This is a genomic window from Streptomyces sp. CG 926, from assembly GCF_003148825.1.
In the GTDB taxonomy this organism is placed as follows: Bacteria; Actinomycetota; Actinomycetes; order Streptomycetales; family Streptomycetaceae; genus Streptomyces.
The window spans coordinates 134405-158086 of record NZ_QGGZ01000011.1; the positions used below are offsets into that span (position 1 = coordinate 134405).

Sequence of the window (23682 nt, forward strand, 5' to 3'; positions counted from 1 at the left end):
GCCCTTCTCAACGCCGTGCTCGCACCGACCGGCGGTGCGGGGACCGGGCCACCGGCAGTACCCCCGCCTCGCGAAGGGCGGGACCCCTCATACGGTCCGCACAAGGGCGTGCGGAACTCCGACACAGCGCCCGCCACGTCCCCGACCAGGGGTGGCGGGCGCTGTGGCGTCCGGAAGAGGTCCACGATCAGGGCCGGTGTACGCGATGCAGCCGTACGAAGGTGGCCCCCGCGGCGACAAGCGCCACCACTGCGATGCGGAGGGCGAGGTCATAGGGCGAGGCCGGGGCGTCTGCCGCCCACGTGACCGCATCGGCGTCCGTGGTCATGCTGCGGACCGGGGTGGCGGCATCGGCGGGCCACACGACTGCGATGACGCTGCCCAACGCCGTGGTGAGTGCGCCGATCGCCCAGGCACTCCCGGTGGGCCGCGGGTTGATGTGGGGGACGAGGACGATGCGTCCGTTCCCGGGCGTGCCGACGTCGATCAATGACATGATGAAGCTCCATTGTCGCTTGCTCTGGTGGGCGTCCCGTAAGGCTGGCCCCAAACATGGCGATGATGGACTGGGAGGGCCGTTGGAGCGGCCCTCCCAACCCTCTCCTGCGCTTCCGCTGAGCGTACCGCAGTCGAGACGCCGAGAAGCCGTTTCCTGGAAGTGGGTTCGTCGGCGATGTTCTTCAACTCCCGCTCCATGATCAGACGTTCCATGGTGCTCGACCTATCCGGCTGCGGGGTGCATGGATCACCCAATGCCAACCCGTAGTTGGCATGCGCTAGTTGGGTCGAGCCCCTCCGAAACTCAACTGCGGGCGGTTAGTCTGTACCCGCAGTTGGCGTGACCCCATTGGGTTGGCCCACTCCAACACCCAACTGCGGGTGGCTAGTCTGTATCCACAGGTGGGTAGAGGTGGTTGCAGCGCGCCTGCGGCGCGAATAACAACGATGAGGTGGAACATGTCCGATCCTGTCCGCACTGGTCTGCCCGTCACGGTGATGGAAGTTCGACCACATCTGGCCCTTGGCGTGCTGGACTGGGAAAGCGTCCTCGCCATCGTGCACGACCCGCGCCTGGTGGAGTTGTCCATGTCGGGGCGAGTGGATCTGGGGCTCGGTGAGTACGGGGAGCTGCGGAGTCAAGTTCAGCGCTTGATCGGGACCGGGGCTACGGCGAAAGCGAAGAACATCGGTTCCTATGCCGAGTATCTGGCGGGGGGAATCAAGGGGAAGTTCGGGCACGGCTGGTCCGTGCCACCCCTCACCTTGTGGTGCCCACGGCCGCTGGCCATCGACAAGTCGGGCAAGACGCATCTGCCCCTACGAGATCTCATCATCGCCGTCGATGCCGAGACTCAAATCGCTGCGATGCACCGTGTTCGCAAGGGATATCGCGAGTACGGCCTTGAGGGATTCGACTTCGCGCAGGTGAATGCCGCCTTCGAGATCTTCCACGGCGTCTCGACCTCGGATGCGCGGCAGATCTTCCATGATCGGAATCTCAAGGGTGTGCCGGTCGACAAGTCCCTTGCACTCTCAATGGATGCGCGAGACCTTGCCACGGCTGTCACGCGCGAGCTGGTGGCCACCACGATGGTCAACTTGAAGGGTGAGGTGTTGCCCTTTTCCCGGTTCGTCCTCAGCAGCAGGCGTCAGATCGGGAAGACCGCCACGGAGTGGGTGACGCTGTCTGCCCTCCGGACCCTTGTGGTCACCACCTTGCTCGGGAAGTCGGGTATCCAGTCCACGTCCGGCGGAGTATCGGCGTCCGACCTGACGGAGGAGCTCACCGAGCAGCAAGTGCACCACGAGGTCTCCACGCTGTTGGCCGAGGTCATCGACAGGTTTGTGGTCGAGCTGTCCGAGCGGCAGGCCATTGCGACGCCTGCTGTCCTCGCCGGCCTTGGGGCTGCTCTCCATCATGCGATGCCTTGGTCGGCTTCGGGTACTGAGAACCCGCTGGATCGGGACGGGGTGATGAGACTCCTGGACGACGTGCGGTGGGAGCGAGATGCCCGTTACTGGGGTGGGGTCGCGGCTACCGTCCGGTCTGACGGCAAGGTGACCTGGGGCGGGGGCGCCAAGGACTCGGGATACAAGGTCTATGAGGCACTCACCCGTCCGGACTCGCGGGTGGGGCGCAGGGTCCGGGGTCTCCCCGAGCTACCTACGGACATTGCCTGATGTTCCCATGCATAGCCACACTCTCGACGAGCCACTGACTCGCCCAGGGTGTCACCCGCGAGTGGGAAAGGGGCACCGAGCTCGCGGGGGCCGGTCCCGTCCTCGTGGTCCAGGCTTCGGCGGGGGCTCCGGTCAGCCGGGCCGTGAAGGGTCGAGCCTGATCTCGTAGCGCAATTGCTGTCGTCCGGCGGGCATCAGGATCAGGTCCGCCTGGAGGGGGCGGTCCGCCGCGTCGTAGGTCGTGCGGGCCAGACGGGCACCGGTTCGCCCGCCGCGAGGCGCAGTCGCTCGCGCTCCTCCTCCAGCGGCGCCGCGCCGTCACGTCCTCGACGACCCGCACGCCGACGTGCCCGAGGGCGGCCAACAGGGTCACGGCGCCGCCGCGGATCTTCGCCGTGCCGGCGAGAGCGGTGCCGCCGGCGATCTCCAGGGGGTAGTAGGTGTTCGTCAACTCGGTCGGCTCGCCGTCGAGTTCGATGATCCTGCGGCGCATCACGACCGTACTTCCGACCGGCAGGCCGAGCATGGCGGCGACCTCGGCGGGAGCTGCCACTTCTCCCGCATGCGCGATGCGCTGACCGCCCCGCCGCCCGTTCGCCGCGGCCTCCTCCGTCCACGCGTCCGCCGCGCCGGGCGGCCGGGCGGTCAGGTACGGCAGTGACTTACTGGTCCACTCCATGGCCTCCACGGTAGGTGCGTTCCGGGCCGTACGGTGCGCTGCGGGCGAGCGCGGCCACCTCACGTACGGCTGTGGCGACGGCCGGGGCGTCCTTCTTCAGGATCGCGCCGTGGTTGCTGGGGACCTTCGCGCTGAGTTGGATGTTCGGCTTGCGCCGAAACACCGGGTCGAGGCCCGCGCGGATGCGTTCCTGCTCGTCGCCCTTGCTCCCGAAGGACGTTCCCGAGGCCAGTACGTACCGCACCGGGACGGTGATGCCGTCGAGGACGGGGCCCAGTTCGCGCTCGCGGGCGATCCGGCCGACCTCGATGTTGCTGTTCGCCATCTCCGCGGCGGTCATCCGCGGGGTCAGGCCCGTCGGGCGCAGCAGTGGCATGAGCCAGGCCATCCGCCGGAAGAACCTGCGGATCCCCTGCTCCATCTCCTCGCTGAGCCAGTCGTACGGCTGGGCGCCGTCCACCAGGACGGCGCCGAGGGCGCGGTCCGGATTCCGGCTGGCCCAGTGGGCCCCGACGAACGCCCCGTAGGACCAGCCCACCACCAGCGCCCGGTCGACGCCCCTGGCATCGAGGACGGCGCCGACGTCCCGGACGGCCGCCTCGAAGGAGTAGTCCGCCGAGCGCCTGGACTTCCTGCCGCGGGCCCGCTCGTCGTAGGTGAGGTGCCGCCATCGAGGGCCCAGGTCGGCGATGACCCGCCGCCAGTACCCCTGGGTGGCGAAGTGGCCGTTGAGGTAGACCACGGGGGTGCCGGGACCGCCGGTGTCCGTGACGGCCAGGGCCGTGTCGTCGACCGGCACCATGCCCGTCCACGCCGTCGTCATGCCGTCCTCCCGGCCGCGCCCTCGGCCTCCTCGGCGCGGGCGAGGGCGTCGGTCAGTTGCCGTCGCGCGCGGGCGGGGGCGTAGCCGCCCTCCGAGTAGTTCCGGGCGAACGTGTCGGCGAACTCCACCGGGTCCTCGCCGACGACCCCGCGGATCGGCGTTCCGTCCGCCGCGGCCTGCTCGAACAAGTCGGCGAGGACCTCGAACATCGATGCGTTGCTGTCGCTGTCGGTCGGCACGAAGTGCATCAGGTAGCGCTCGATCGCCTCGACCGCCGCACGCCGGTCCCCGGGAAGCTCCTTGACCCGTGCCCGGTAGGTCCACCAGCGCCTCTTCGGCCCGATCAACCTCGCGACGAATCCGCTCCTCTCGGCATCGGACATGGCTACGTGCCCCCTTCGCGGAGCTGGTCCAGTCGTTCCGTGAGGAAGCTCCAGGTCCTCCAGAACTCTTCGAGGTACTCCCGCCCTTCGGCGTTGAGGGAGTACACCTTGCGCGGCGGGCCCTTCTCGGAGGGGACCTTCTCCACATCGACGAGGCCGCGCTTCTCGACCCTGATGAGCAGGGCGTAGACGGTGCCCTCGGCGATGTCGGAGAACCCCTGCTCCCGCAGCCACGCTGTGATCTCGTAGCCGTACGCGGGCCGTCCGGACAGGGTCGCGAGGACGATGCCCTCCAGCGTGCCCTTGAGCATTTCCGTCACCAGCTTGGCCATGGCACACCTCTTCCCTGCGCTATTCAGTGTTGCTGACTACTGGTACACCGTAACGCTGACTACCGGTACTGAGCAAGACTTTATAGTGGCGCCGCCTGGACAACTGCGTGTTCGGGGAATGTGGTTGACGTCATCCGCATGCTCATAGTCCTATAGTGCTAGGAAGCTAGATGAATAGAGGTGGACGGTGATCGAGTTTCACCTCGATGCCCGGTCCGGCGTGGCTCCGTACATGCAGCTCATCCACCAGGTGAGGCAGGCCCTGCGGTTGGGGCTGCTGGCCGAGGGGGACCGGTTGCCGACGGTCAAGGACGTCGCCGCTTCGGTGGCGATCAATCCGAACACCGTGCTCAAGGCGTACCGGGAGCTGGAGTACGAGGGGCTGGTCGCCAAGAAGCCGGGGGTCGGGACGTTCGTCTCCGGGACGCTCGGTGACGCCTCCCGGTCCGAACACGAGCCGCTACGGCAGGAGTTGCAGCGGTGGCTGGAGAAGGCGCGGGGGGTCGGGTTGGACGAGGAGAGCATCGAGGCCCTGTTCCTGAGCACCTTCCGCGCCGCCCGCACCGGCACGGACCCGCACGCGAACACGCACCCGCACATGCACACGCACAACGAAGAGGAGAAATGACCGCCATATTGGAAGCCCGCGCGTTGGGCAAGCGGTACGGCCGCAAAGAGGCGCTCAGTGACTGCACCCTGAGCCTGCCGTCCGGGCGGGTCGTCGGGCTGGTCGGGCCCAACGGGGCCGGGAAGTCAACCCTGTTGCAGCTGGCCTGCGGACTGATCGGCCCGACCTCCGGCAGCATCGAGGTGCTCGGCGGCCGGCCCGCGTCCGGGCCCGAGCAACTGGCCAAGGTCGGTTTCGTCGCCCAGGACACGCCCACGTACGCGGGGCTGTCCATCGCCGACCACCTGAAGCTGGGCGCACGGCTCAACCCGGGGTGGGACGCGCAGCTCGCGCAGGACCGGATCCGACAGCTCGGACTGGACCCCGCGCAGAAGACCGGGAAGCTCTCCGGCGGCCAGCGCGCCCAGGTCGCGCTGACCCTCGCCGTCGCCAAACGGCCCGAGCTGCTGCTGCTCGACGAGCCGGTCGCCGCTCTGGACCCGCTGGCCCGCAGGGAGTTCCTGCAGAGCCTGATGGAGTTCGTGGCCGAGGAGGGGGTCACCGTCGTCCTCTCCTCGCACCTGGTCTCCGACCTGGAGCGGGTCTGCGACCACCTGGTCTCGCTCGTCGCCTCGCGGGTCCAGGTGGCGGGGGACGTCGACGACCTGCTGTCGAGCCACTTCCGGCTCACCACCGCGCGCCGGGACGCCGCCACGCTGCCCGAGGGCATGCGCGTCATCCAGGAGACCCGCACCGAGCGGCAGAGCACCTTCATCGTCCGGGCCGAGAAGCCGGTCCAGGATCCCTCCTGGGTCCTGGAGCCGCTCAACCTGGAGGACCTCGTCCTCACCTACATGAGCCGGGCCGCGGCCGGGTCCGGCCCCCGATCCACCCGGGAGAACCAGCGATGATCTGGCTGACCTGGCGCCAATACCGCGTCCAGACCCTCGCCGCGCTCGCCGTCCTGGCCGCGGTCGCGACCTTCCTCGTGTTCACCGGCCTCCAGATGCGCGAGGCCTACGACAGCACCGTCGCCGACTGCACCGGCGACTGCGCGTCGGCCAAGAACGCACTCGTCGTCGAGTACCAGACCCTGACCTACTACGTCACGAGCCTGCTGCTCGCCGCACCCGGCATCATCGGGATCTTCTGGGGCGCCCCGCTGATCGCCCGTGAACTGGAGACCGGCACCCACCGGCTCATCTGGAACCAGAGCATCGGTCGCGGCCGTTGGCTCCTCGCCAAGCTCGGAGGCGTCGGCCTGATCGCCGTCGCTGTCACCGGGGTGCTCAGCCTCCTGGTGACCTGGTGGGCCGCCCCCATCGACCGGGTCAACCTGGACCGGTTCACCGCCCTCATGTTCAGCGGCCGCGCGATCGTCCCCCTCGGCTACGCGGCGTTCGCCTTCACCCTCGGCGCCACGGCCGGACTCCTGATCCGACGTACCGTGCCCGCGATGGCCGCGACGCTCGTCGTCTTCGTCGCCGTCCAGATCTTCGTGCCCTTCGCGGTCCGCCCGCACTTCGTGACGCCGGAGCACACCGATGTGACGCTCAAGTCCCTCGTCATGGCGCCGGTCGGCGGTGGCGAGGAGTCCGGTGCGCCGAAGGACGGCTGGAACGGGAACCACATCCAGCTGAAGGGTCCCGGCGACGACGCCTACCTGCGGGTCGGAGTCCTGCGGCCCGGGGTCTGGGTCGTGTCCGACCCGGCCGCGCCGCTCGACCCGTCCGGCCAGGAGGTCCGCGGCGCCCGCGGCTGCGCGGAACGCATGACGGAGCCCTTCGACTGCTTCGCCACGTCGGACCTGCACATAGAGGTCGACTACCAGCCCGCCGACCGCTACTGGACCTTCCAGTGGATCGAGACCGGGATCTTCCTCGCGCTCTCCGGGCTGCTGGCCGGCTTCTGCTCCTGGTGGCTGCGCCGCCGGGCCACCTGAGGAGAAAGGGCGAGGAGAAGGGGTGAGGAGAAGGGGCGAGGACGAGAGGGGCGGCCGAAGCCAACGCAACTGGCTTCGGCCGCCCCCCGACCCTACTCCGCGCGCAGCCGATGACGGCGGGCCCGCAGCCATCGATGACGGGCCCGGGCCCGCGTCACTCGTGCAGGTGACGCGAGCCGGCGGGCCGGGCAGGGCGGGTATAGGCCGGACGGGCCAACTGCACGCCGAGTGAGCACAGTTCATCGAGGCCTGCGTCTGGTAACCATCTGGATCATGGCCCCCATCCGAACGCTGCTGAGCGGCCTGCTCGGCGCCGCCCTGCTGATCCCCGGCACATCCGTCGGCGCCACCCCCGCCACCGAGGACGGCCGGACCGTCGACTACCACGGGCTGCGTCTCGCCCTCCCGGCCGGCTGGCGGGTCGTCGACCTCGACCGGAACCCCGACGCCTGCCTGCGCCTGGACCTGCCCACCCTGTACCTCGGCCACGCCGGCACCCAGGCCGAATGCACCGGCCGGGCCGTCGCCGGCCGCGCCGACACCCTGCACCTCGAACCCCTCGACGGCGCCCCGGAACGCGCCGACGTCCCGACCCTCACCGTGGACTCCCGGCGTACGCCGCGCGAGGTTCCGGCCCGCTCCGACAGCAACGAGCTGCGATACGCCCTGCACCGGTCCGGGGTCATGGCCACCGTCTCCTACGGTGCCACGCCCGACGGCGTACGCGGGGTACTGGAGCGGGCCCGCAGGGTGGCCCCGCCACCCACCGGGACTCCCGTCGTGGCCGTACCGGCCGGCGGCGGCGCCACGCCCGTCAACGCTCAGAAGCCCTTCAAGGGCGAGGGCTTCGACGCCTGCACCGCCCCCGCCCAGAAGACCATGGACACCTGGCGGGCCGCTTCCCCCTTCGGCGCGATCGGCGTCTACATCGGCGGTCGCGCCCGGGCCTGCGCCCAGCCACGGCTCACGGCCCGCTGGGTGGAGCGGCAGGCGGCCAAGGGCTGGCACCTGATGCCGATCTGGGTGGGCCCGCAGCCCTGGTTCAACGCCGGCACCGGCCTGTCCGCCGACCCCTCCGAGGCCGACGGGCAGGGCCGGGAGGCCGCCGAGGGCGCGGCGGACGCGGCCCGGTCGCTGGGCCTGGCCGACGGCACGGTGCTCTACAACGACGTGGAGAACTACACGGACCGCACCACCTGGGACGCACCGGTCGTGGCCTACCTGACCGCCTGGACCGTCCGGCTCCACGAACTGGGCTTCCGCTCCGCCGCCTACGTCTCGGTGAGCTCCGGGGTCAAGGCGCTGAGCGCCCACTACCACCAAGCCCCCCAGGCCATGCCGGACGTGCTCTGGGCCGCCCGCTGGAACCTCTCGGCCACCGTCGGCGACGCCGACATGGGCCTACGCAAGCGCACGGCCAAGTGGGCCGGCCCCCGCCGCGCCCACCAGTTCCGCGGTGACCACAAAGCCACCTACGGCGGGGTCACCCTCACCATCGACCGCAGCTGGCTCGACGTCGACCCGACCGTCCTCGCCCGCAAGGACAAGAAGCCGACGGCCTAGCCGCACTCGGCCCGCTCGGCCCGCCCGGCCGCAATGGACCTAGTCCGTGTCGGGGTCCTCGCGGGGCGGTTCGTCGTCGTCGCCCCGGCGGAGGGTGCGCAGGCCGTGTTCCGGGGTCCACGAGCGCACCACCAGGTCGTCGCCCTGCACCCAGACGTGGACGACCTCCGTCAGGTCGGCGTGGAAGAGGTGGAACGGGTGCGGGGTCTCGGTCTCCTCCGCGTACCGGTGCAGCTCCGGCGGGTCCACGAGCTCCACCGCGCGCCCGGAGATCCGTACGTCCCCGTGCGGCATCTCCTCTCCCGCGCCCGGGTTGGTGTGCAGGGCGAAGCGCGGGTCGTGCTGGAGGTCCCTGGCCTTCATCGAGCCGAACATCATGCCGAGCCACAGCTCCCCGCCCCGGATGTCGACGTTCAGCCCGGTCGCGCGGGGGGAGCCGTCCTTGCGCAGGGTGGCCAGGACGTGGTGCGGGTACTGCGCGAAACGGGCCTGGACGGCCGCAGCGAACTCCGGTTCCGCCTTCTCGAAGACTGCCCAGCTGGTATGCGTCATACGTCCATCAAAGCGCGGGCACCGGCGGTCACCGGTCAGGCGCGCACGATGCCGGCAGTCCGCGCCGCCGCCAGCCAGGCCGGGAAATCCCCGACCAGACGGTCGTACAGTTCGCCGTCCGGCACCCTGCGGGGGTCCGCTCCCGCGTGGAAGTAGCCCGCGTTGTCCACGGCCCGCTGCGCCGGTACCGGCAGCTCGTCCAGCCGGCGCAGGAAGTCGAACTGCGTGCTGCGCGTGTTGCCGAAGCCGACGAACTGCCAGAAGAGCGGCAGCCGGGCCGCCTTGCACAGGTACCGCTCCGCCGCGAGCTTGTTGATCGGGCCGCCGTCGGTCTGGAAGACGACCAGGGCCGGTGCCGTCGCCCCCGAGTCCAGGTAGTGGTCGATGACCGCGTCCATCGCCGCGTGGTAGGCCGTCTTGCCCATGTGGCCCAGCCGGGAGGCGATCTCGGTGACCCGGCCCTCGTGCCCGACCAGGGAGATCTCCTCCACCGCGTCGACCTCGGTGGAGAAGAAGACCACCGGGACGCGGGCGTCGTCGTCCAGGTGCGCGGACAGCCCCAGCACCCGGTCCGCGAGGGCCTGCACGCTGCCGTCCGCGTAGTACGGCTTCATCGACCCGGAGTAGTCCAGGACCAGGTAGACCGCGGCCCGTCCGCCCTCCATGCCGTACTTGCGCAGGGAGACCCCGGCGCTCTTGTAGAGGCTCACGAGCGCCGGAGCCGTCTCCTCGACCTTGCGGAGGTTGATCGCACTGCCCGTCATGGGGCGAGGGTACGGCAGCGCGCCGCCCCGTCAGCCCGCCAGGGTGAAACCCAGGTCGGCCGCCAGTCGGGCCCGGTGCGTGGCCGGGGCGCCGAGCAGGAGGGCGGAGCCGTGGGCGCGCTTGAAGAACTCGTGCGCCTCGTGCTCCCAGGTGATGCCGATCCCGCCGTGCAGCTGGATCATCTCCCCGGCCACGTACGAGAACGCCTGCGAGCAGGCCGACTTCGCGGCGGCCGCGAGCCGCGGCGGGGCCTCGGCGGCGGCGGCCGCGCGGGCGAGCGCCCGGGCCGTCTCCACCGCCGTGTGCAGGTCGGCGAGCCGGTGCTTGACCGCCTGGAAGGAGCCGATGGGCCGGCCGAACTGGATCCGGTCCTTCGCGTACCGGACCGTCACCTCCAGGGCGCGCGCGGCCGCCCCCGCCTGCTCCGCGGCCAGCGCCGTACAGCCCAGGTCGCGGACCCGGGCCAGGACGGCGGCCCCGTCGGGCGAGATCAGCCGGGCCGGGGTCCGCTCCAGGGTCAGCTCCGCGAGGGGGCGGGTGCGGTCCAGGGTGGACCGTACGGTGAACCCGGCCGGCGCGGCGGTCAGTTCGAACAGCCCGAGCCTGCCGCTGTCGGCGGCCCTGGCGAAGGCCAGGACCAGGCCCGGCTCGGCCGGGCCGGCCGGCACGTACCGCTTGGTCCCGGTGAGCTGCCACCCGGCGCCGGTCGGCTCGGCCCGCGCCGTCAGGTCGGCGGCCTCCCAGCCGGGGGTCTCCGCCCAGGCCAGCGCACCCACCACCGAGCCCTCGGCCAGTCCCGGCAGGTGCCGGGAACAGGCCCCCGGGTCACCGGCGGCGAGCAGCGCGCCCGCGGTCAGCACCGCCGAGCCCAGATACGGTACGGGGCTCAGCGCGCGGCCCAGTTCCGCCATGACCACCCCGACCTCGGCCGCCCCGAGCCCCAGCCCGCCGTACTCCTGCGGCACGGCCAGCGCGGCCGCGCCCACCTGGGCGGTCAGCGGGGCCCAGGCCGCGTGGCCGGGGTGGCGGGCGAGCACCGCCCGTACGGCGGAGCCCAGTTCCGCGAGCTCCCGCGGGTCCGTGCCGCTCACGCCGACTCCCCTCGGGCGGCGCGCCGCAGTTCGGTCTTCAGCAGCTTGCCGCCCGCGTTGCGCGGGAGCTCCGGTAGTCGGGTGAAGCGTCGCGGCACCTTGAAATTGGCCAGCCGTTCCCGGGTCCAGGCGGTCAGCTCGGCGGCCGTGACGGGGGTGGAGGTGACCACGTAGGCCACCCCGACCTCGCCGAGCCGCTCGTCCGGGGCGCCGACCACGGCCGCGTCGGTGATGGCGGGATGGGTCAGCAGGACGTTCTCCACCTCCGCCGGGTAGGCGTTGAAGCCGCCGACCACGTACATGTCCTTCAGCCGGTCGGTGATCGAGAGGTAGCCGCGCGCGTCCAGCACGCCGATGTCGCCGGTGCGCAGCCAGCCGTCGGGCAGGACGGCCTCGACGGTGGCGGCGGGGTCGTCCAGATAGCCGGGGGTGACGTGGTAGCCGCGGACCTGCACCTCGCCGGGCTCCCCGGCGGGCAGCACCTCGCCGAGCGGGGAGGCGATCCGCACCTCGGTGTCGGGCAGCGGCAGACCGACCGTGTGGGCGACGGTCCAGGCGTCCGCGTCGGTGGGGCAGACGGTGACCACGCCGCCGGACTCGGTCAGGCCGTACGCCGTGAACACGTCCGGGGCGCCGAGCACCGTCCGGATCTCCTCGACGAGGGAGGTGGGCACGGCGGCGGCGCCGGTCCCGGCGAGCCGCAGCGCGGACAGGTCGAAGGCGGCGCGCCCGGGGTGGCGGATCAGGCCGTGGAAGACGGTCGGCGGGCCCATCAGACAGGACACCCGCTCGGCGGCCATCCGCACGAGGACGCGGTCGGTGTCGTAGACGGCCTCCGGGAGCATGGTCGCCCCGCGCAGCAGGCAGGCGAGGACACCGGCCTTGTAACCGAAGGTGTGGAAGAAGGGGTTGACCAGCAGATAGCGGTCCCCGGCGCGCAGGGTGACCAGCTCCGACCAGGAGGTGTAGAGCCGGATGGTCTGGCCGTGGGTGGTCGTCACGCCTTTGGAGCGGCCGGTGGTGCCGGAGGTGTAGAGGATGTCGCTCAGATGGTCCGGGCGGACGAGGTCGGCGCGGGCGAGGCGGTCCGCCTCCGTGACCGCGCTTCCGGCGGCCAGGTACGCCTCCCAGGACTCGGACCCCGTCCCGCCGCGCAGGATCACGGTGGAGGAGAGGGCGCCGAGGTCCTCGCCCGAGGAGTGCAGGTCCCGGGCGTAGTCGGTGCCGAGGAAGCCCCGCTCGGTGAACAGCACGCGGGCGCCGCTGCGTCGGACGATGTCGGCCGCCTCGGCGGGCTTGTAGCGGGTGTTGACGGGGACGAGGACGGCTCCGGCGCCGACGGCGCCGAGTGCGCAGGCGATCCACTCGCGGCTGTTGGGGGCCCAGATCGCGATCCGGTCGCCGGGCCGGATCCCGTGGGCGATGGCGGCGCGGGCGGCCGCCGCGATCTCGGCGGCCAGCCGGACGAAGGTCCAGCGGACCTCGCCGTCGGCCAGCGCCTCGCGCTCCCCGAACGCGGCGGCCGCGTACTCGGGGAGCCGGGCGAGTGTGGTGGGCGGTGGTGGTGCCAGGGGCGGCGGCGGTGGCATCGGACGGACCCTCCCTACTTGACGAGCGAGCGTGGGCGGTATCCAATCACACGTGTTTCGGTTAGGCATATACCTAGTAGGAATAATCAGGAGGCTCCTCCATGGCGTCCATGGACATGAAGTCCGCCCTGTCCAGCTTCTGTACCGGCGTCGCCGTCATCACGGCGTGCGGAGACGACGGCCGCCCCGTCGGGATGGCCGTGCAGTCCTTCTCATCGGTTTCGCTGGACCCGCCGCTGGTCTGCTTCTGCCCTGCGCACACCTCGGCCAGCTGGCCGCGGATCAGGTCCGCGGGCGCCTTCGCCGTCAACATCCTGGCCGCGGACCAGCGTGAGCTGTGCCGCGCCTTCGCCGTCACCGGCGGCGACAAGTTCGCCGGGATCCCCTGGCGGCCCGCCGGCAACGGCGCGCCCCTGCTCGACGGCGTGCTCGCGAGCGTCGAGTGCGAGCTCGCGGACGTGCTGGACGGCGGCGACCACGCCATCGCGCTGGGCCGGGTCACCGCCCTGGCCGTGCACCGGGACGGGCCGCCACTGCTGTACTTCCGGCGCTCCTACGGCAGCTTGCCGAGCCCGTCGGGCCCGTTCAGCGCGTCGATGTCGTCGAGCATGGCGGCCGCGAGGTCACGCTCGGAGGCGTAGTACCGCTCGGCCCACTTGAGGGTGAGCGTCGGGTACGCCCACGCGCTCTCGTCCTTCGCGCCCTCCCCGTCGGCCACCGCGCGACGGCGCATCTTCTCCGCGAACTCCTGGTGCTGGACGAGGACTTCGCGCATCTGCTCCGGCTCCAGCAGGTGGCCCAGCCACAGCCGCAGCATCGGTCCGTGCTTGAGGACCGGCGGGTCGACGGGGGCCTCGCGGGCCCACTCCCGTACGGCCGTCATGCCCTCGTCCGTGATCCGGTAGACCCGCTTGTCGCGCGTCCCGGTGTCCTGGGCGACCATCCGCGACGAGGCGTAGCCCGCCTTCTCCAAGCGCTTGAGCTCGCTGTAGATCTGGCTGAACGACGGGCTCCAGTAGAAGAACCGCAGCGACCAGTCCGACCACTTCTTCAGGTCGTAACCGGAGAGCTCCTCTCCGAAGGAGAGCAGCCCGAGCACCGCCCAGCTGGTCGCGGGGAGCGTGCGCCTGTTCGTCTCGTCTGCCACGCAGCGCAGTCTACGACCGGTCCCGACGACACCCTTCCCCCTGTGAAGTATGACTGCTAGAAGTATTCCTATTAGAAATAGTGTCGCGAAAGCCGGATGGAGGGACCTCACCGTGAAGTTCTCGATGATCTTCGAGGCGCAGCTCGTCGACCCCACCCCCGAACGTGAACGCCAGGTCATCCACGACTGCGTCGAACAGGCCGTGTACGCCGAGGAGATGGGTTTCGACCGGATCTGGGCCGTCGAGCACCACTCCCTGACCCGGTACGCGCACATGAGCGCCTCCGAGATCTTCCTGACCTGGGTGGCCGCCCGCACGCACCGGATCCGGATCGGCCACGGCGTCGTCACCATGCCCTTCGGCTACCAGCACCCGGTACGGGTCGCCGAGCGCGCCGCCATGCTCGACGTGCTCTCCGGCGGCCGCGTCGACATCGGCGCCGGGCGCGGGGCCACCCGCCAGGAGATGTCCATGTACGGGGTCAGGCCCGAGGACACCTACCCGCAGATGGAGGAGGCGCTGCGGATCTTCTCCTCCGCCTGGAGGGAGGAGACCTTCGAGTGGCACGGCTCGATCGACATCGGCCCCGGCGCGATCCTGCCCCGCCCGGTCCAAGGCCCGCACCCGCCGCTGTTCATGGCCTGCTCCAAGCACGACACCCTCAAGCTGGCCGCCGAGCTCGGCATAGGGGCCCTGGTGATGGGCTTCGCCGGCGCCGACGACGTACGCGCCATGCGCAAGGTCTACGACGAGGCCATCGCCACGCGCGACGGCGAGCGCCTCGTCTCGACCGAGGTCAACGACCACCTCTCCGCCCTCTGCCCGACCATCGTCCTCGACGACGCCGAGCGGGCCCTGCGCCTGGGCATCCGCGGGCAGCGCTTCTTCGCCGAGTCCATCGCCCACTGGTACGGCAACGGCCCCGAACCGACCGGATACGCCGACGACGAAAGCGCCGACTCCCATGTGGCGGCCCTGGCCAGGGGCCGGGAGGAACTCGTCGCCAAACTGCACGAGGCGAACATCCCCGCCCGCCCCGTCGACACCGGCACCTACAACGCCGAGCACGCGTACGGCAGCGCCGAGACCGCCATCGCCTACGTCGAGCAACTCCGCGAGATCGGCGTCGACGAGGTGATGTGCCTGATCCAGATGGGCACCGTCCCCCAGGAGGCGTGCATGGAGACCATCCGTCAGTGGGGCGAGAAGGTCATCCCGCACTTCCGCGCCCTGGAGGGCTGAACCATGGGGATGCAGCTCGACGACAAGGTCGTCGTGATCACCGGTGCCGGGCGCGGCCAGGGCGCCGCCGAGGCCCGGCTGTGCGCGGCGGCGGGGGCCCGGGTCCTCGTCACCGACGTACGGGAGGACGAGGGCCGGGCGGTGGCCGCCGAACTCGGCGACCAGGGACTGTACGTGCGCCACGACGTGGCCGACCCGGCGAGCTGGGCGACGGTGGTGAAGGAGGCGGTCCGCGCCTTCGGTACGGTCTCGGCCCTGGTCAACAACGCGGCCCTGTGGCGCACCGCCCACGTGGAACGGCAACGGCTGGAGGACTTCGAGGCGCTCCTACGGGTCAACCTGCTCGGGCCGTTCCTCGGCATCCAGGCGGTCGCGCCGGTGCTGCGCGCGGCCGGCGGCGGCTCGATCGTCAACATCTCCTCCACCGCCGGCCTGGTCGGGATCCCCGGCCACGCCGCCTACGGATCCACCAAGTTCGGGCTGCGCGGACTGACCCGGTCGGCGGCGCTCGACCTCGCCCGGGACCGGATCCGGGTCAACTCCGTCCACCCGGGGGCCATCGACACCCCGATGGTGGCCGAGGCGGTGGCCGGCCGGGACTGGTCGCACGTACCGCTGGGGCGGATGGGCCGCCCGGAGGAGGTCGGGGAGCTCGTCCTCTTCCTCTGCTCGGACGCGTCCTCGTACGTCACCGGCGGCGAGTTCACCGTGGACGGAGGGATGACGACGGCATGAGCGACCTCCACGCACCCGGCCTCCGCAGCCCCGGCCTCCGCACCCCCGACCCCCTCTCGCCCGGGGCCCGAGCGCTGTGCGACGCGATGACCGCCGGCTTCCCCGGTCCGGGCGACGTCCACGCCCTGCGGGCGGCCGCGGCGTCCGGGTCCGGCCGCGCGGGCCCCGCCATGGCCTCGGTGTCCGATACGGACGCGGGCGGGGTCCCGGTCCGGATCTACGATCCCGGGCCGGGCCCGGCCGACCGGCCCCTGATCGTGTACCTGCACGGCGGCGGCTGGGTCATGTGCGGCCTGGACTCCCACGACGCGACCTGCCGCTCCCTGGCCCTGGCCGCGGGCGCCGTCGTCGTCTCGGCGGACCACCGGCTCGCCCCGGAACACCCCTGGCCGGCGGCGCCGGACGACGCGCTCACCGTCCTGCTCAAGTCCCGCGAGTGGGCCCGCGCCCTCGGCTGCGACCCCGGCCGCGTGGTGGTGGCGGGGGACTCCAGCGGCGGCAACCTCGCGGCCGTGACCGCCCTGCGCGCCCCCGAACTCGTCGCGGGCCAGCTGCTGTTCTACCCGCCGCTGGACGCCCGGATGGAATCCGCCTCCGTGGAGAGGTACGCGCAGGGCTACTTCCACACCGCCGCCCACATGGCCTGGTACTGGGAACAGTACGGCGGCGACCCGGAGCACCCGCACGTCTCGCCGCTGCGCGCCCCCGACCTGTCGGGCCTGCCGCCCGCCCTGATCGTCCTCGCCGACTGCGACGTGCTGCGCGACGAGGGCATCGGCTACGCCCGCCGGCTGGCGGCGGCCGGCGTCGACTGCACGCTCCAGCTCCACCCGGGGGTCTTCCACGGCTTCCTGGGCCTGCCGCTACCGGCGGGCGCCGCCGCGCTCCGGGCGGCCGGGGCCTGGGTGGCGGGGGTGGCACGGGCGGGGCGGCCGGATGCGAACCGTCGTCCTCCCACCATGGAGTAGGCGCACTGCCCCGGCGCCACGGCCCCGCCCGGGTGGCGGTTCCCGCCGGCCCCCCGGGCATGATGTGTCCATGGCTGAACTGATACGGAGGCTGCCGGGCGCGGTCCTGCGCAACTGCCTCCTGCTGGCAGGGGAGTTCGGCGCGATCTGGCTGCTCCGGGGCCCCGAGGGCGCCTGGATCCCGGTCCTGCTGGCCGTCTTCGTCCTCGGCGCGGCCGTACCGCACGGCACCGGCGCGGAGTTCGTCGCCCGCACCTGCGTCGCACTCCTCGCGGTCGGCATCGCGGTGGCCGGCGGGACCGCCTGGGACCGGCACACCCTGCACGACCGCGGCCGGGAGGAACAGGCGGTCGTCGCCGAGCGGACCGTGGCGAAGGACGGCTCGACCTCCGCCCCGTCGCTGCGGCTGCGCACGGAGGCCGGCCGGGATCTGCCCGGCCCGGTGGCCACGGACCTCCCGGTCGGCGCCCGGCTGACCGTGACGGTGGACCCCGACGGCCCGGCCTGGGCCGTGGGCGGGCGCCCGGACCGGCCGCTCTGGCCGGTGGCCGGCGCCGGGGCCCTGATCCTGCTCCAGACCCTCCTCGTCGGCCGGATCTCCCTGCGCCCCCGGACCTGAAAGGCGTCCCCCGGCCCCTGCCGAGGAGCCCGCGCCTCGCCCACGTCGTCCTTCGCAGGGGTGCAAGTACCGCGATCTTGTTGCCGATTGTGTGATCGAAAAGAATGGACGCATGACAACACGCGCCCGTTCCTTCGACGCGGCGGCCGCTTCGTACGCGGCCCACCGCCCCAGCTACCCCCCTGCCCTCTTCGACGCCGTGGAGCACCTCACCGGTCGGCCGCTCGCCGGGGCCCGGGTGGCCGACGTAGGAGCCGGTACCGGGATCGCCACCACGCTCCTGCGCGAGCGCGGGGCCGAGGTCGTCGCCGTGGAGCCCGGCGACGGGATGGCCGCCGAGTTCCGCCGCACCCACCCCGACATCCCGATCGTGCGCGGCGACGGGGACCGGCTGCCGCTGGCCACCGACTCCGTCGACCTGATCACCTACGCCCAGGCCTGGCACTGGACCGACCCGGCCCGCTCCGTGCCCGAGGCCCGGCGGGCGCTGCGCCCCGGCGGCGCGCTCGCCCTCTGGTGGAACGACGCGGACACCACCGTCCCGTGGATCGCCGAGCAGGAGGCGCGGCTGCGCGTCTTCTTCGAGGTCGAGGGGGAGACCCACCGCACCCTGCCCGAGGGGCTCGGCGAGTTCACCACCCGCTCGGTGACGTGGACCCGGCGCATCACGCTGGACGACCACCTCGCCAACCTCGCCAGCCACTCCGCCTTCCTGGTCCTGGGCGAGGCCCGCACCCGCGCGTACTTCGCGGGGGAGCGGGAGTTGCTGAACGGGCTCTTCCCGGACGGCATCGTCGAGGAGCAGTACGTCGTGAGCCTCAACGTCGCGGTGGTGTGAGGGACCGCAGCACCTCGGCCCGGCAGGCCGCCGGCGTCCCCCAGGCGTCCCGCAGGGGGCGGGCCTTGCGCAGCCACAGCGACAGGTCCAGCTCCTCGGTGTAGCCCACCGCACCGTGGAGCTGGAGCGCCGTCATCGCCGCCCGGTACGACGCCTCGCCGGCCGCCAGTTTCGCCGCCGCCACCTCGCCCGGCCCCGGCGACAGGGCCGCCGCCCACACCAGCGGGCGCGCGAACTCCAGGTCGAGCAGGGTGTCCGCCAGCCGGTGCTTGACCGCCTGGAAGGTCCCGATCGGCGTCCCGAACTGCGTGCGCTGCTTCGCGTACTCCACCGTCCTGGCCAGCAGCGCCTCGCCGACGCCCAGGCACTGGGCGGCCGTCAGCAGCCGGGCCCACCGTCCGGCCACCTCGGCCGCCCGGGCCACCGCCGGACCGGCCGCCAGCAGTTCACCGCCGCCGGCCGGCGGGAGGGACAACCGGCGCGCGGGATCCGTCGACGGGAGCGGCTCACCGGGGCCAGCCGCCAGCCGCAGTTCGCCGGCCGAGGACACCGTGAAGCGGTACGTCGCCGAATCCGCGTCCACGGCGTACGGGCTGCCGCCCGGCAGGGTCAGCGTGGCCGAGGCCTCGCCCCGCGCCAGCCGCGGCAGGAGCCGCTCGGCGAGCGTCTTGTCCGCCAGCTCCGCCAACAGCACCGACGCCGCGGCGCTCTCCACCACCGGCCCCGGCACCCCGGCCCGGCCCAGCTCCACGAAGCCGAGCGACAGCTCCGACGGGAGCAGGCCCACCCCCTCGTAGGCCTCCGGCACGGCCAGCGCGAACAGACCGGTCTCGGCGAGCCGGGCCCACAGCGCCCGCCCGGGTCCGGCGTCGCCGTCCGCCCAGGCCCGTACCGCCGCCGGGACCTGCGCCGAACCCAGCAGGGAGCGCACCGTACGGGCGAAGTCCGACTGCTCGTCGGTCAGCAGGAAGCGCATCAGCGGCGGCCCTTCGGGAGGCCGAGCAGCCGCTCGGCGATGATGTCGCGCTGGATCTCGTTCGTCCCCGCGTAGATCGGCCCGGCCAGGGAGAACACCCACGGCTCGGCCCACTCGCCGTCCGCCAGCTCCGCGTCCGCGCCCAGCAGGTCCAGAGCCGTCTCGTGCAGGGCGATGTCGTACTGCGACCAGAACACCTTGTTCAGGCTGGACTCGGCGCCGATCGTGCCGCCCGCCGCGAAGCGGGAGGCGTTCGCCCAGGTGAACAGCTCGTACGCGCGGGCCCCGACCACCGCGTCCGCCACCCGGTCCCGTAGCGCGGTGTCGGCCGGGTCCCCGTGCGCGTGCCACAGGCCGACCAGCCGGTCCGCCGCCGCCAGGAACCGGCCGGGGGAGCGCAGGGTCAGCCCGCGCTCGTTCCCGGTCGTCGACATGGCGATGCGCCAGCCCTGCCCCGGCTCCCCGATCACGTCCTCGTCCGGTACGAAGACCTGGTCCAGGAAGAGTTCCGCGAAGGCCGGCTTGCCGTCGAGCCGGCCGATGGGCCGCACCGTCACCCCCGGCGCCCGCAGGTCGAACATCAGGTACGTCAGTCCCTGATGCGGTTTCGCGGTGTCCGGGTCGGTACGGAAGATCCCGAAGGCGCGGTCCGCGAAGGCCGCCCGTGAGGACCAGGTCTTCTGCCCGGACAGCAGCCAGCCGCCCTCCGTCCGGACCGCCCGCGACGTCAGCGACGCCAGGTCGGACCCCGACTCGGGCTCCGACCAGGCCTGCGCCCAGATCACCTCGCCGCTCGCCATCGACGGCAGCACCCGCGCGCGCTGCTCCGCGCTCGCATGGTCGAAGAGGGTGGGGGCGAGGAGGTTGATGCCGTTCTGCGAGACCCGGCCGGGCGCGCCCGCCGCCCAGTACTCCTCCTCGAAGACCAGCCAGTTGACGATGTCCACGCCCCGGCCCCCGTACTCCTCGGGCCACGACACCACCGACCAGCGGTCCGTGTGCAGCAGCGCTTCCCACTCCCGGTGCGCCGCGAAGCCCTCGGCCGTCTCCAGGGAGGGCAGGGGTCGGGCCGGGACATGGGCGCGGAGCCAGTGCCGGGCCTCGGCCCGGAAGGCCTCCACGTCCGCCGTGTGCGTGAGTTCCATCAGGTGTTCGCCTCCTTCAGGGCGGCGATGTCGACGCCGCCGAGCGAGTCCGCCGCGGTCTCCGCGTTGTGCGCGTGCGCCAGGTGGTGCAGGCCGAACACCGAGTCCATGCCGGTGTGCAGGCCCTGGAGGTCCTCGGCCTGGTTGACGGCCCGCTTGGTCAGCGCCAGTCCGAAGGCGGGCATCCCGGCGATCCGCAGCGCCAACCGCTCGGTCTCGGCCTCCAACTCCGGGTCCGCCACGACCCGGTTGACCATGCCGACCTCGTACGCGCGTCGGGCCGCCATCCGGTCGCCGGTGTAGAGGAACTCCTTCGCGATCCGCGGCGGCATCGCCCACGGGTGCGCGAAGTACTCGACCCCGGGGATGCCCATCCGTACGACCGGGTCAGCGAAGAAGGCGTCCTCGCTCGCCACGATCAGGTCGCAGACCCAGGCCAGCATCAGCCCGCCCGCCACACAGGCCCCGCGCACCGAGGCGATCACCGGCTTCGGCAACTCCCGCCAGCGCCGGCACATCCCCAGGTACACCTCCGACTCGCGCGCGAAGCGGGACTCGGCGCCGGGCCGCCCGGTGTGGTCCCACCACAGGCCGGCCCGCCGCTCGAAGGGCAGGTGGGCGTCGCGCCCGGGGGTGCCGATGTCGTGGCCCGCGGAGAAGTGCTCGCCGGCCCCGGCCAGGACGATCACCTTCACCTCCGGGTCCTCGGCGGCCCGGTAGAAGGCGTCGTCGAGCGCGTACGTCATCGCGCTGTTCTGCGCGTTGCGGTAGCGGGGGCGGTTCATGGTCACGTACGCGACCGGGCCGCGCCGCTCGTAGAGCACGGGTGTGTCGTCGGGCGTGCGGTCGTCGGGCATGCGGCGTCCATCCTTCACGAGCGAAGCTTCCCTAACAAGTGTTTGGTAGGTTAACGTACGGCCATGAGCAGCGTCGAGGAGTTCCGCATCGAGGTCCGGGGGTGGCTACGGGCCCACCTCACCGGCGAGTTCGCCGCCCTCAAGGGCCGCGGCGGACCCGGCCGCGAGCACGAGGCCTTCGCCGAACGCCTCGCCTGGGAGCGCCACATGGCCGCCCACGGCTGGACCTGCGTCGGCTGGCCCGTCGAACACGGCGGCCGCGGCGCGTCCGTCGCCGAGCAGATCGCCTTCCACGAGGAGTACGCCCTCGCCGACGCCCCCGCCCGCGTCGGCCACATCGGCGAGCAGCTCCTCGGCCCCACCCTCATCGCCCACGGCACCGAGGAGCAGAAGCGCCGCTTCCTCCCGCCGATCCGGGCCGCCCGGGAACTGTGGTGCCAGGGCTACAGCGAACCGGGCGCCGGCTCCGACCTCGCCGCCGTCCGCACCCGCGCCACCCTCCGGGACGGGCAGTGGATCGTCGACGGCCAGAAGACCTGGACCTCACTGGCCCACGCCGCCCAGTGGTGCTTCGTCCTCGCCCGCACCGAACCAGGCTCGCGCCGCCACCAAGGCCTGTCCTACCTCCTGGTCCCCATGGACCGACCCGGGGTCGAGGTCCGCCCGATCACCCAGCTCACCGGCACCTCCGAGTTCAACGAGGTCTTCTTCGACGGCGCCCGCACCGACGCCACCCACATCGTCGGCGCCCCCGGCGACGGCTGGCGCATCGCCATGGCCACCCTCGGCTACGAGCGCGGCGTCTCCACCCTCGGCCAACAGGTCGGCTTCCGCCGCGAACTCGAAGCCCTGGCCGCACTCGCCCGCACCAACGGCGCCCTCGCCGACCCCCTGATCCGCGACCGCCTCGTCCAGGCCTGGATCGGACTGGAGACCATGCGCGCCACCGCCCTCACCCCGGGCACCGCGCCCTCCACCGCCAAGCTGTACTGGTCCCGCTGGCACCGGGACCTCGGCGAACTCGCCATGGACGTCTGCGCCGCCCCCTCGCTCCTGGCCACCGGCGCGCACGGGGACCCGTACGACCTCGACGACTGGCAGCGGCTCTTCCTCTTCTCCCGCGCCGACACCATCTACGCGGGCTCGGACGAGATCCAGCGCACCCTCATCGCCGAGCGGATCCTCGGCCTTCCCAAGGAGGTACGGGCGTGAGCACCCCCGACTATGTCCCCGGGCACGGACTGCTGAAGGACCGAAACGCCGTCGTCACCGCCGCCGCCGGGGCCGGGATCGGCGGAGCCACCGCCCGCCGCCTCCTGGAGGAAGGCGCCCGCATCGTCATCGGCGACGCCCACGCCCGCCGCCTGAAGGAGACCGAGGAGGTGCTCGCCGCGGAGTTCGGCGCGGACCGCGTCACCTCCCTGCCCTGCGACGTCACCGACGAGGAGCAGGTTCAGGCCCTCTTCGCGCTCGCCGAACACACCCACGGCCGCCTCGACATCGTCGTCAACAACGCGGGTCTCGGCGGCACCGCCGCCCTCGTCGACATGAGCGACGAGCAGTGGTCCCGCGTCCTCGACGTCACCCTGAACGGCACCTTCCGCTGCACCCGCGCCGCCCTGCGCTCGTTCCGGGCGTCCGGCGGCGGCGGAGTGATCGTCAACAACGCCTCCGTCATCGGCTGGCGCGCCCAGACCGGTCAGGCCCACTACGCCGCCGCCAAGGCCGGGGTGATGGCACTGACCCGCTGCGCGGCCCTGGAGGCCGCCGAGTTCGGCGTACGCGTCAACGCGGTCGCCCCGAGCCTGGCCATGCACCCGCACCTGGTGAAGGTCACCAGCGAGGAGCTGCTGGCCGAACTGACCGCCCGCGAGGCCTTCGGCCGCTATGCCGAACCCTGGGAGGTCGCCAACGTCATCGTCTTCCTGGCCAGCGCCTACTCGTCGTACATGACCGGCGAGACGGTGTCGGTCAGCAGCCAGCACGCGTAGGCCGAGAATGGACGCGTGCCAACGAACAAGCCGACATCCCCGAAGAAGCCCCAGGTGACGGCCTCCCCCGAACGGCGTCGTGAACTCCTCGACACCGCCGCCGAGGTCTTCGCCGCGCAGGGCTACAACGCCACCACCGTCCGCAAGATCGCCGACGCCGCCGGCATGCTCGCCGGCAGCCTCTACTACCACTTCGATTCCAAGGAATCGATGCTCGACGAGATCCTCTCGGCCTTCCTGACCGAACTGTGGGACGGGTACGACACCGTCCTCGCCGCGGGCCTCGGCCCGAGGGAGACCATCGAGGCCCTCGTCACCGAGTCCTTCCGGGAGATCGACCGGCACCGCGCCGCTGTCGCCATCTACCAGAAGGAGTCCCGCACCCTCTCCGCCCAGCCCCGCTTCCACTACCTGTCCGACTCACAGCAGAAGTTCGAGAAGGCCTGGCTGGGGACGCTGCAGCGAGGGGTCGAGGCGCAGGTCTTCCGCGCCGACCTCGACATCCGCCTCACCTACCGCTTCGTGCGCGACACGGTGTGGGTGGCGGCCTCCTGGTACCGGCCGGGCGGACAGCACAGCCCCGAGGAGATCGCCCGCCAGTACCTGTCGATGGTGCTGGACGGGATCGCACTGCGCCCCACCTGACCGACCCGACC

At 72.0% G+C, this 23682-nt stretch carries 26 protein-coding genes and 1 pseudogene; 14 read left to right on the forward strand and 13 right to left on the reverse strand.

The features are described from left to right. Window positions 1-187 precede the first annotated feature (187 nt). On the reverse strand, window positions 188-496 hold the full coding sequence (locus BCL76_RS27655; protein ID WP_146228435.1) for a hypothetical protein: 309 nt from the start codon (window positions 494-496) through the stop codon (window positions 188-190). A gap of 461 nt (window positions 497-957) precedes the next feature. Here BCL76_RS27655 and BCL76_RS27660 point away from each other — a divergent pair, with 461 nt between their 5' ends. Then, window positions 958-2181: a DNA sulfur modification protein DndB gene (locus BCL76_RS27660; RefSeq protein WP_109782113.1), complete on the forward strand. Its 1224-nt coding sequence runs from the start codon at window positions 958-960 to the stop codon at window positions 2179-2181. A 132-nt stretch (window positions 2182-2313) separates the two neighbouring features. On the opposite strand, the pseudogene BCL76_RS27665 reads toward BCL76_RS27660, so the two are convergent. The 4 genes and pseudogenes from BCL76_RS27665 to BCL76_RS27680 form a co-directional block, all read right to left on the reverse strand. Beyond that, window positions 2314-2860, reverse strand: a pseudogene (locus BCL76_RS27665) (UTRA domain-containing protein). After that, window positions 2844-3683, reverse strand: coding sequence for an alpha/beta fold hydrolase (locus BCL76_RS27670; protein ID WP_109782114.1), 840 nt, complete (start codon window positions 3681-3683; stop codon window positions 2844-2846). Before BCL76_RS27670 ends, BCL76_RS27665 begins: the two are co-directional and overlap by 17 nt. Next, window positions 3680-4066, reverse strand: a complete 387-nt coding sequence (locus BCL76_RS27675) for a DUF1048 domain-containing protein (protein WP_109782115.1) — start codon at window positions 4064-4066, stop codon at window positions 3680-3682. The genes BCL76_RS27670 and BCL76_RS27675 overlap by 4 nt, the downstream gene beginning before the upstream one ends. A 2-nt stretch (window positions 4067-4068) precedes the next feature. Continuing rightward, a complete protein-coding gene (locus tag BCL76_RS27680; RefSeq protein ID WP_109782116.1) occupies window positions 4069-4398 on the reverse strand; it encodes a PadR family transcriptional regulator in 330 nt (109 codons plus the stop codon). Window positions 4399-4585: 187 nt separating this feature from the next. Here BCL76_RS27680 and BCL76_RS27685 point away from each other — a divergent pair, with 187 nt between their 5' ends. The 4 genes from BCL76_RS27685 (at window position 4586) to BCL76_RS27700 (ending at window position 8510) form a co-directional block, all read left to right on the forward strand. Continuing rightward, the gene (locus BCL76_RS27685; protein ID WP_109782117.1) at window positions 4586-5026 is read left to right on the forward strand and encodes a GntR family transcriptional regulator; all 441 of its coding nucleotides are present in this window, start codon (window positions 4586-4588) and stop codon (window positions 5024-5026) included. Next, entirely contained in the window at window positions 5023-5916 is an 894-nt protein-coding gene (locus tag BCL76_RS27690; RefSeq protein ID WP_109782118.1) for an ABC transporter ATP-binding protein, read from the forward strand. The genes BCL76_RS27685 and BCL76_RS27690 overlap by 4 nt, the downstream gene beginning before the upstream one ends. Further along, window positions 5913-6947, forward strand: a complete 1035-nt coding sequence (locus tag BCL76_RS27695; protein WP_109782119.1) for an ABC transporter permease — start codon at window positions 5913-5915, stop codon at window positions 6945-6947. Before BCL76_RS27690 ends, BCL76_RS27695 begins: the two co-directional genes overlap by 4 nt. A gap of 273 nt (window positions 6948-7220) precedes the next feature. Next, window positions 7221-8510, forward strand: coding sequence for a DUF1906 domain-containing protein (locus tag BCL76_RS27700; protein ID WP_109782120.1), 1290 nt, complete (start codon window positions 7221-7223; stop codon window positions 8508-8510). Window positions 8511-8549: 39 nt separating this feature from the next. On the opposite strand, the gene BCL76_RS27705 is transcribed toward BCL76_RS27700, so the two are convergent. The 4 genes from BCL76_RS27705 to BCL76_RS27720 are packed head-to-tail and all read right to left on the reverse strand — an operon-like array spanning window position 8550 to window position 12507. Further along, window positions 8550-9062, reverse strand: coding sequence for a pyridoxamine 5'-phosphate oxidase family protein (locus BCL76_RS27705; RefSeq protein ID WP_109782121.1), 513 nt, complete (start codon window positions 9060-9062; stop codon window positions 8550-8552). Between the two features lie 35 nt (window positions 9063-9097). Continuing rightward, window positions 9098-9826: a VWA domain-containing protein gene (locus BCL76_RS27710; RefSeq protein ID WP_109782122.1), complete on the reverse strand. Its 729-nt coding sequence runs from the start codon at window positions 9824-9826 to the stop codon at window positions 9098-9100. A gap of 30 nt (window positions 9827-9856) precedes the next feature. Continuing rightward, on the reverse strand, window positions 9857-10918 hold the full coding sequence (locus BCL76_RS27715) for an acyl-CoA dehydrogenase family protein (protein ID WP_109782123.1): 1062 nt from the start codon (window positions 10916-10918) through the stop codon (window positions 9857-9859). Continuing rightward, on the reverse strand, window positions 10915-12507 hold the full coding sequence (locus tag BCL76_RS27720) for a FadD3 family acyl-CoA ligase (RefSeq protein ID WP_109782124.1): 1593 nt from the start codon (window positions 12505-12507) through the stop codon (window positions 10915-10917). The genes BCL76_RS27715 and BCL76_RS27720 overlap by 4 nt, the downstream gene beginning before the upstream one ends. Window positions 12508-12608: 101 nt before the next feature. On the opposite strand from BCL76_RS27720, the gene BCL76_RS27725 reads away from it, so the two are divergent. Beyond that, window positions 12609-13148: a flavin reductase family protein gene (locus BCL76_RS27725; RefSeq protein WP_109782125.1), complete on the forward strand. Its 540-nt coding sequence runs from the start codon at window positions 12609-12611 to the stop codon at window positions 13146-13148. Here BCL76_RS27725 and BCL76_RS27730 read toward each other — a convergent pair. Then, window positions 13061-13654, reverse strand: a complete 594-nt coding sequence (locus BCL76_RS27730; RefSeq protein WP_181382759.1) for a PadR family transcriptional regulator — start codon at window positions 13652-13654, stop codon at window positions 13061-13063. The genes BCL76_RS27725 and BCL76_RS27730 overlap by 88 nt on opposite strands. Window positions 13655-13766: 112 nt before the next feature. On the opposite strand from BCL76_RS27730, the gene BCL76_RS27735 reads away from it, so the two are divergent. The 5 genes from BCL76_RS27735 (at window position 13767) to BCL76_RS27755 (ending at window position 18057) form a co-directional block, all read left to right on the forward strand. Continuing rightward, window positions 13767-14897, forward strand: coding sequence for an LLM class flavin-dependent oxidoreductase (locus tag BCL76_RS27735; RefSeq protein WP_109782126.1), 1131 nt, complete (start codon window positions 13767-13769; stop codon window positions 14895-14897). A 9-nt stretch (window positions 14898-14906) separates the two neighbouring features. Then, window positions 14907-15632: an SDR family NAD(P)-dependent oxidoreductase gene (locus BCL76_RS27740; protein ID WP_109782302.1), complete on the forward strand. Its 726-nt coding sequence runs from the start codon at window positions 14907-14909 to the stop codon at window positions 15630-15632. Then, entirely contained in the window at window positions 15629-16600 is a 972-nt protein-coding gene (locus BCL76_RS27745; protein ID WP_109782127.1) for an alpha/beta hydrolase, read from the forward strand. Before BCL76_RS27740 ends, BCL76_RS27745 begins: the two co-directional genes overlap by 4 nt. Before the next feature lie 70 nt (window positions 16601-16670). Beyond that, entirely contained in the window at window positions 16671-17219 is a 549-nt protein-coding gene (locus tag BCL76_RS27750; RefSeq protein WP_109782128.1) for a hypothetical protein, read from the forward strand. 112 nt (window positions 17220-17331) lie between these two features. Then, window positions 17332-18057, forward strand: a complete 726-nt coding sequence (locus BCL76_RS27755) for a class I SAM-dependent methyltransferase (protein ID WP_109782129.1) — start codon at window positions 17332-17334, stop codon at window positions 18055-18057. On the opposite strand, the gene BCL76_RS27760 is transcribed toward BCL76_RS27755, so the two are convergent. The 3 genes from BCL76_RS27760 to BCL76_RS27770 are packed head-to-tail and all read right to left on the reverse strand — an operon-like array spanning window position 18038 to window position 21035. Then, entirely contained in the window at window positions 18038-19033 is a 996-nt protein-coding gene (locus BCL76_RS27760) for an acyl-CoA dehydrogenase family protein (RefSeq protein WP_109782130.1), read from the reverse strand. The two genes, BCL76_RS27755 and BCL76_RS27760, sit on opposite strands and share 20 nt — an antisense overlap. Further along, a complete protein-coding gene (locus tag BCL76_RS27765; protein WP_109782131.1) occupies window positions 19033-20178 on the reverse strand; it encodes an acyl-CoA dehydrogenase family protein in 1146 nt (381 codons plus the stop codon). The genes BCL76_RS27760 and BCL76_RS27765 overlap by 1 nt, the downstream gene beginning before the upstream one ends. Then, entirely contained in the window at window positions 20178-21035 is an 858-nt protein-coding gene (locus BCL76_RS27770; RefSeq protein ID WP_109782132.1) for an enoyl-CoA hydratase, read from the reverse strand. The genes BCL76_RS27765 and BCL76_RS27770 overlap by 1 nt, the downstream gene beginning before the upstream one ends. 63 nt (window positions 21036-21098) lie before the next feature. On the opposite strand from BCL76_RS27770, the gene BCL76_RS27775 reads away from it, so the two are divergent. From BCL76_RS27775 to BCL76_RS27785, 3 genes are read left to right on the forward strand one after another with little or no spacing between them, the layout of a single operon-like run. Beyond that, window positions 21099-22247 carry an acyl-CoA dehydrogenase family protein gene (locus BCL76_RS27775; RefSeq protein WP_109782133.1) on the forward strand — a complete coding sequence of 383 codons (1149 nt, stop codon included), beginning with the start codon at window positions 21099-21101 and terminating at the stop codon, window positions 22245-22247. After that, entirely contained in the window at window positions 22244-23026 is a 783-nt protein-coding gene (locus tag BCL76_RS27780) for an SDR family oxidoreductase (protein ID WP_109782134.1), read from the forward strand. Before BCL76_RS27775 ends, BCL76_RS27780 begins: the two co-directional genes overlap by 4 nt. Before the next feature lie 15 nt (window positions 23027-23041). Beyond that, the gene (locus BCL76_RS27785) at window positions 23042-23671 is read left to right on the forward strand and encodes a TetR/AcrR family transcriptional regulator (RefSeq protein WP_030773955.1); all 630 of its coding nucleotides are present in this window, start codon (window positions 23042-23044) and stop codon (window positions 23669-23671) included. The last annotated feature ends 11 nt before the right edge of the window (window positions 23672-23682 follow it).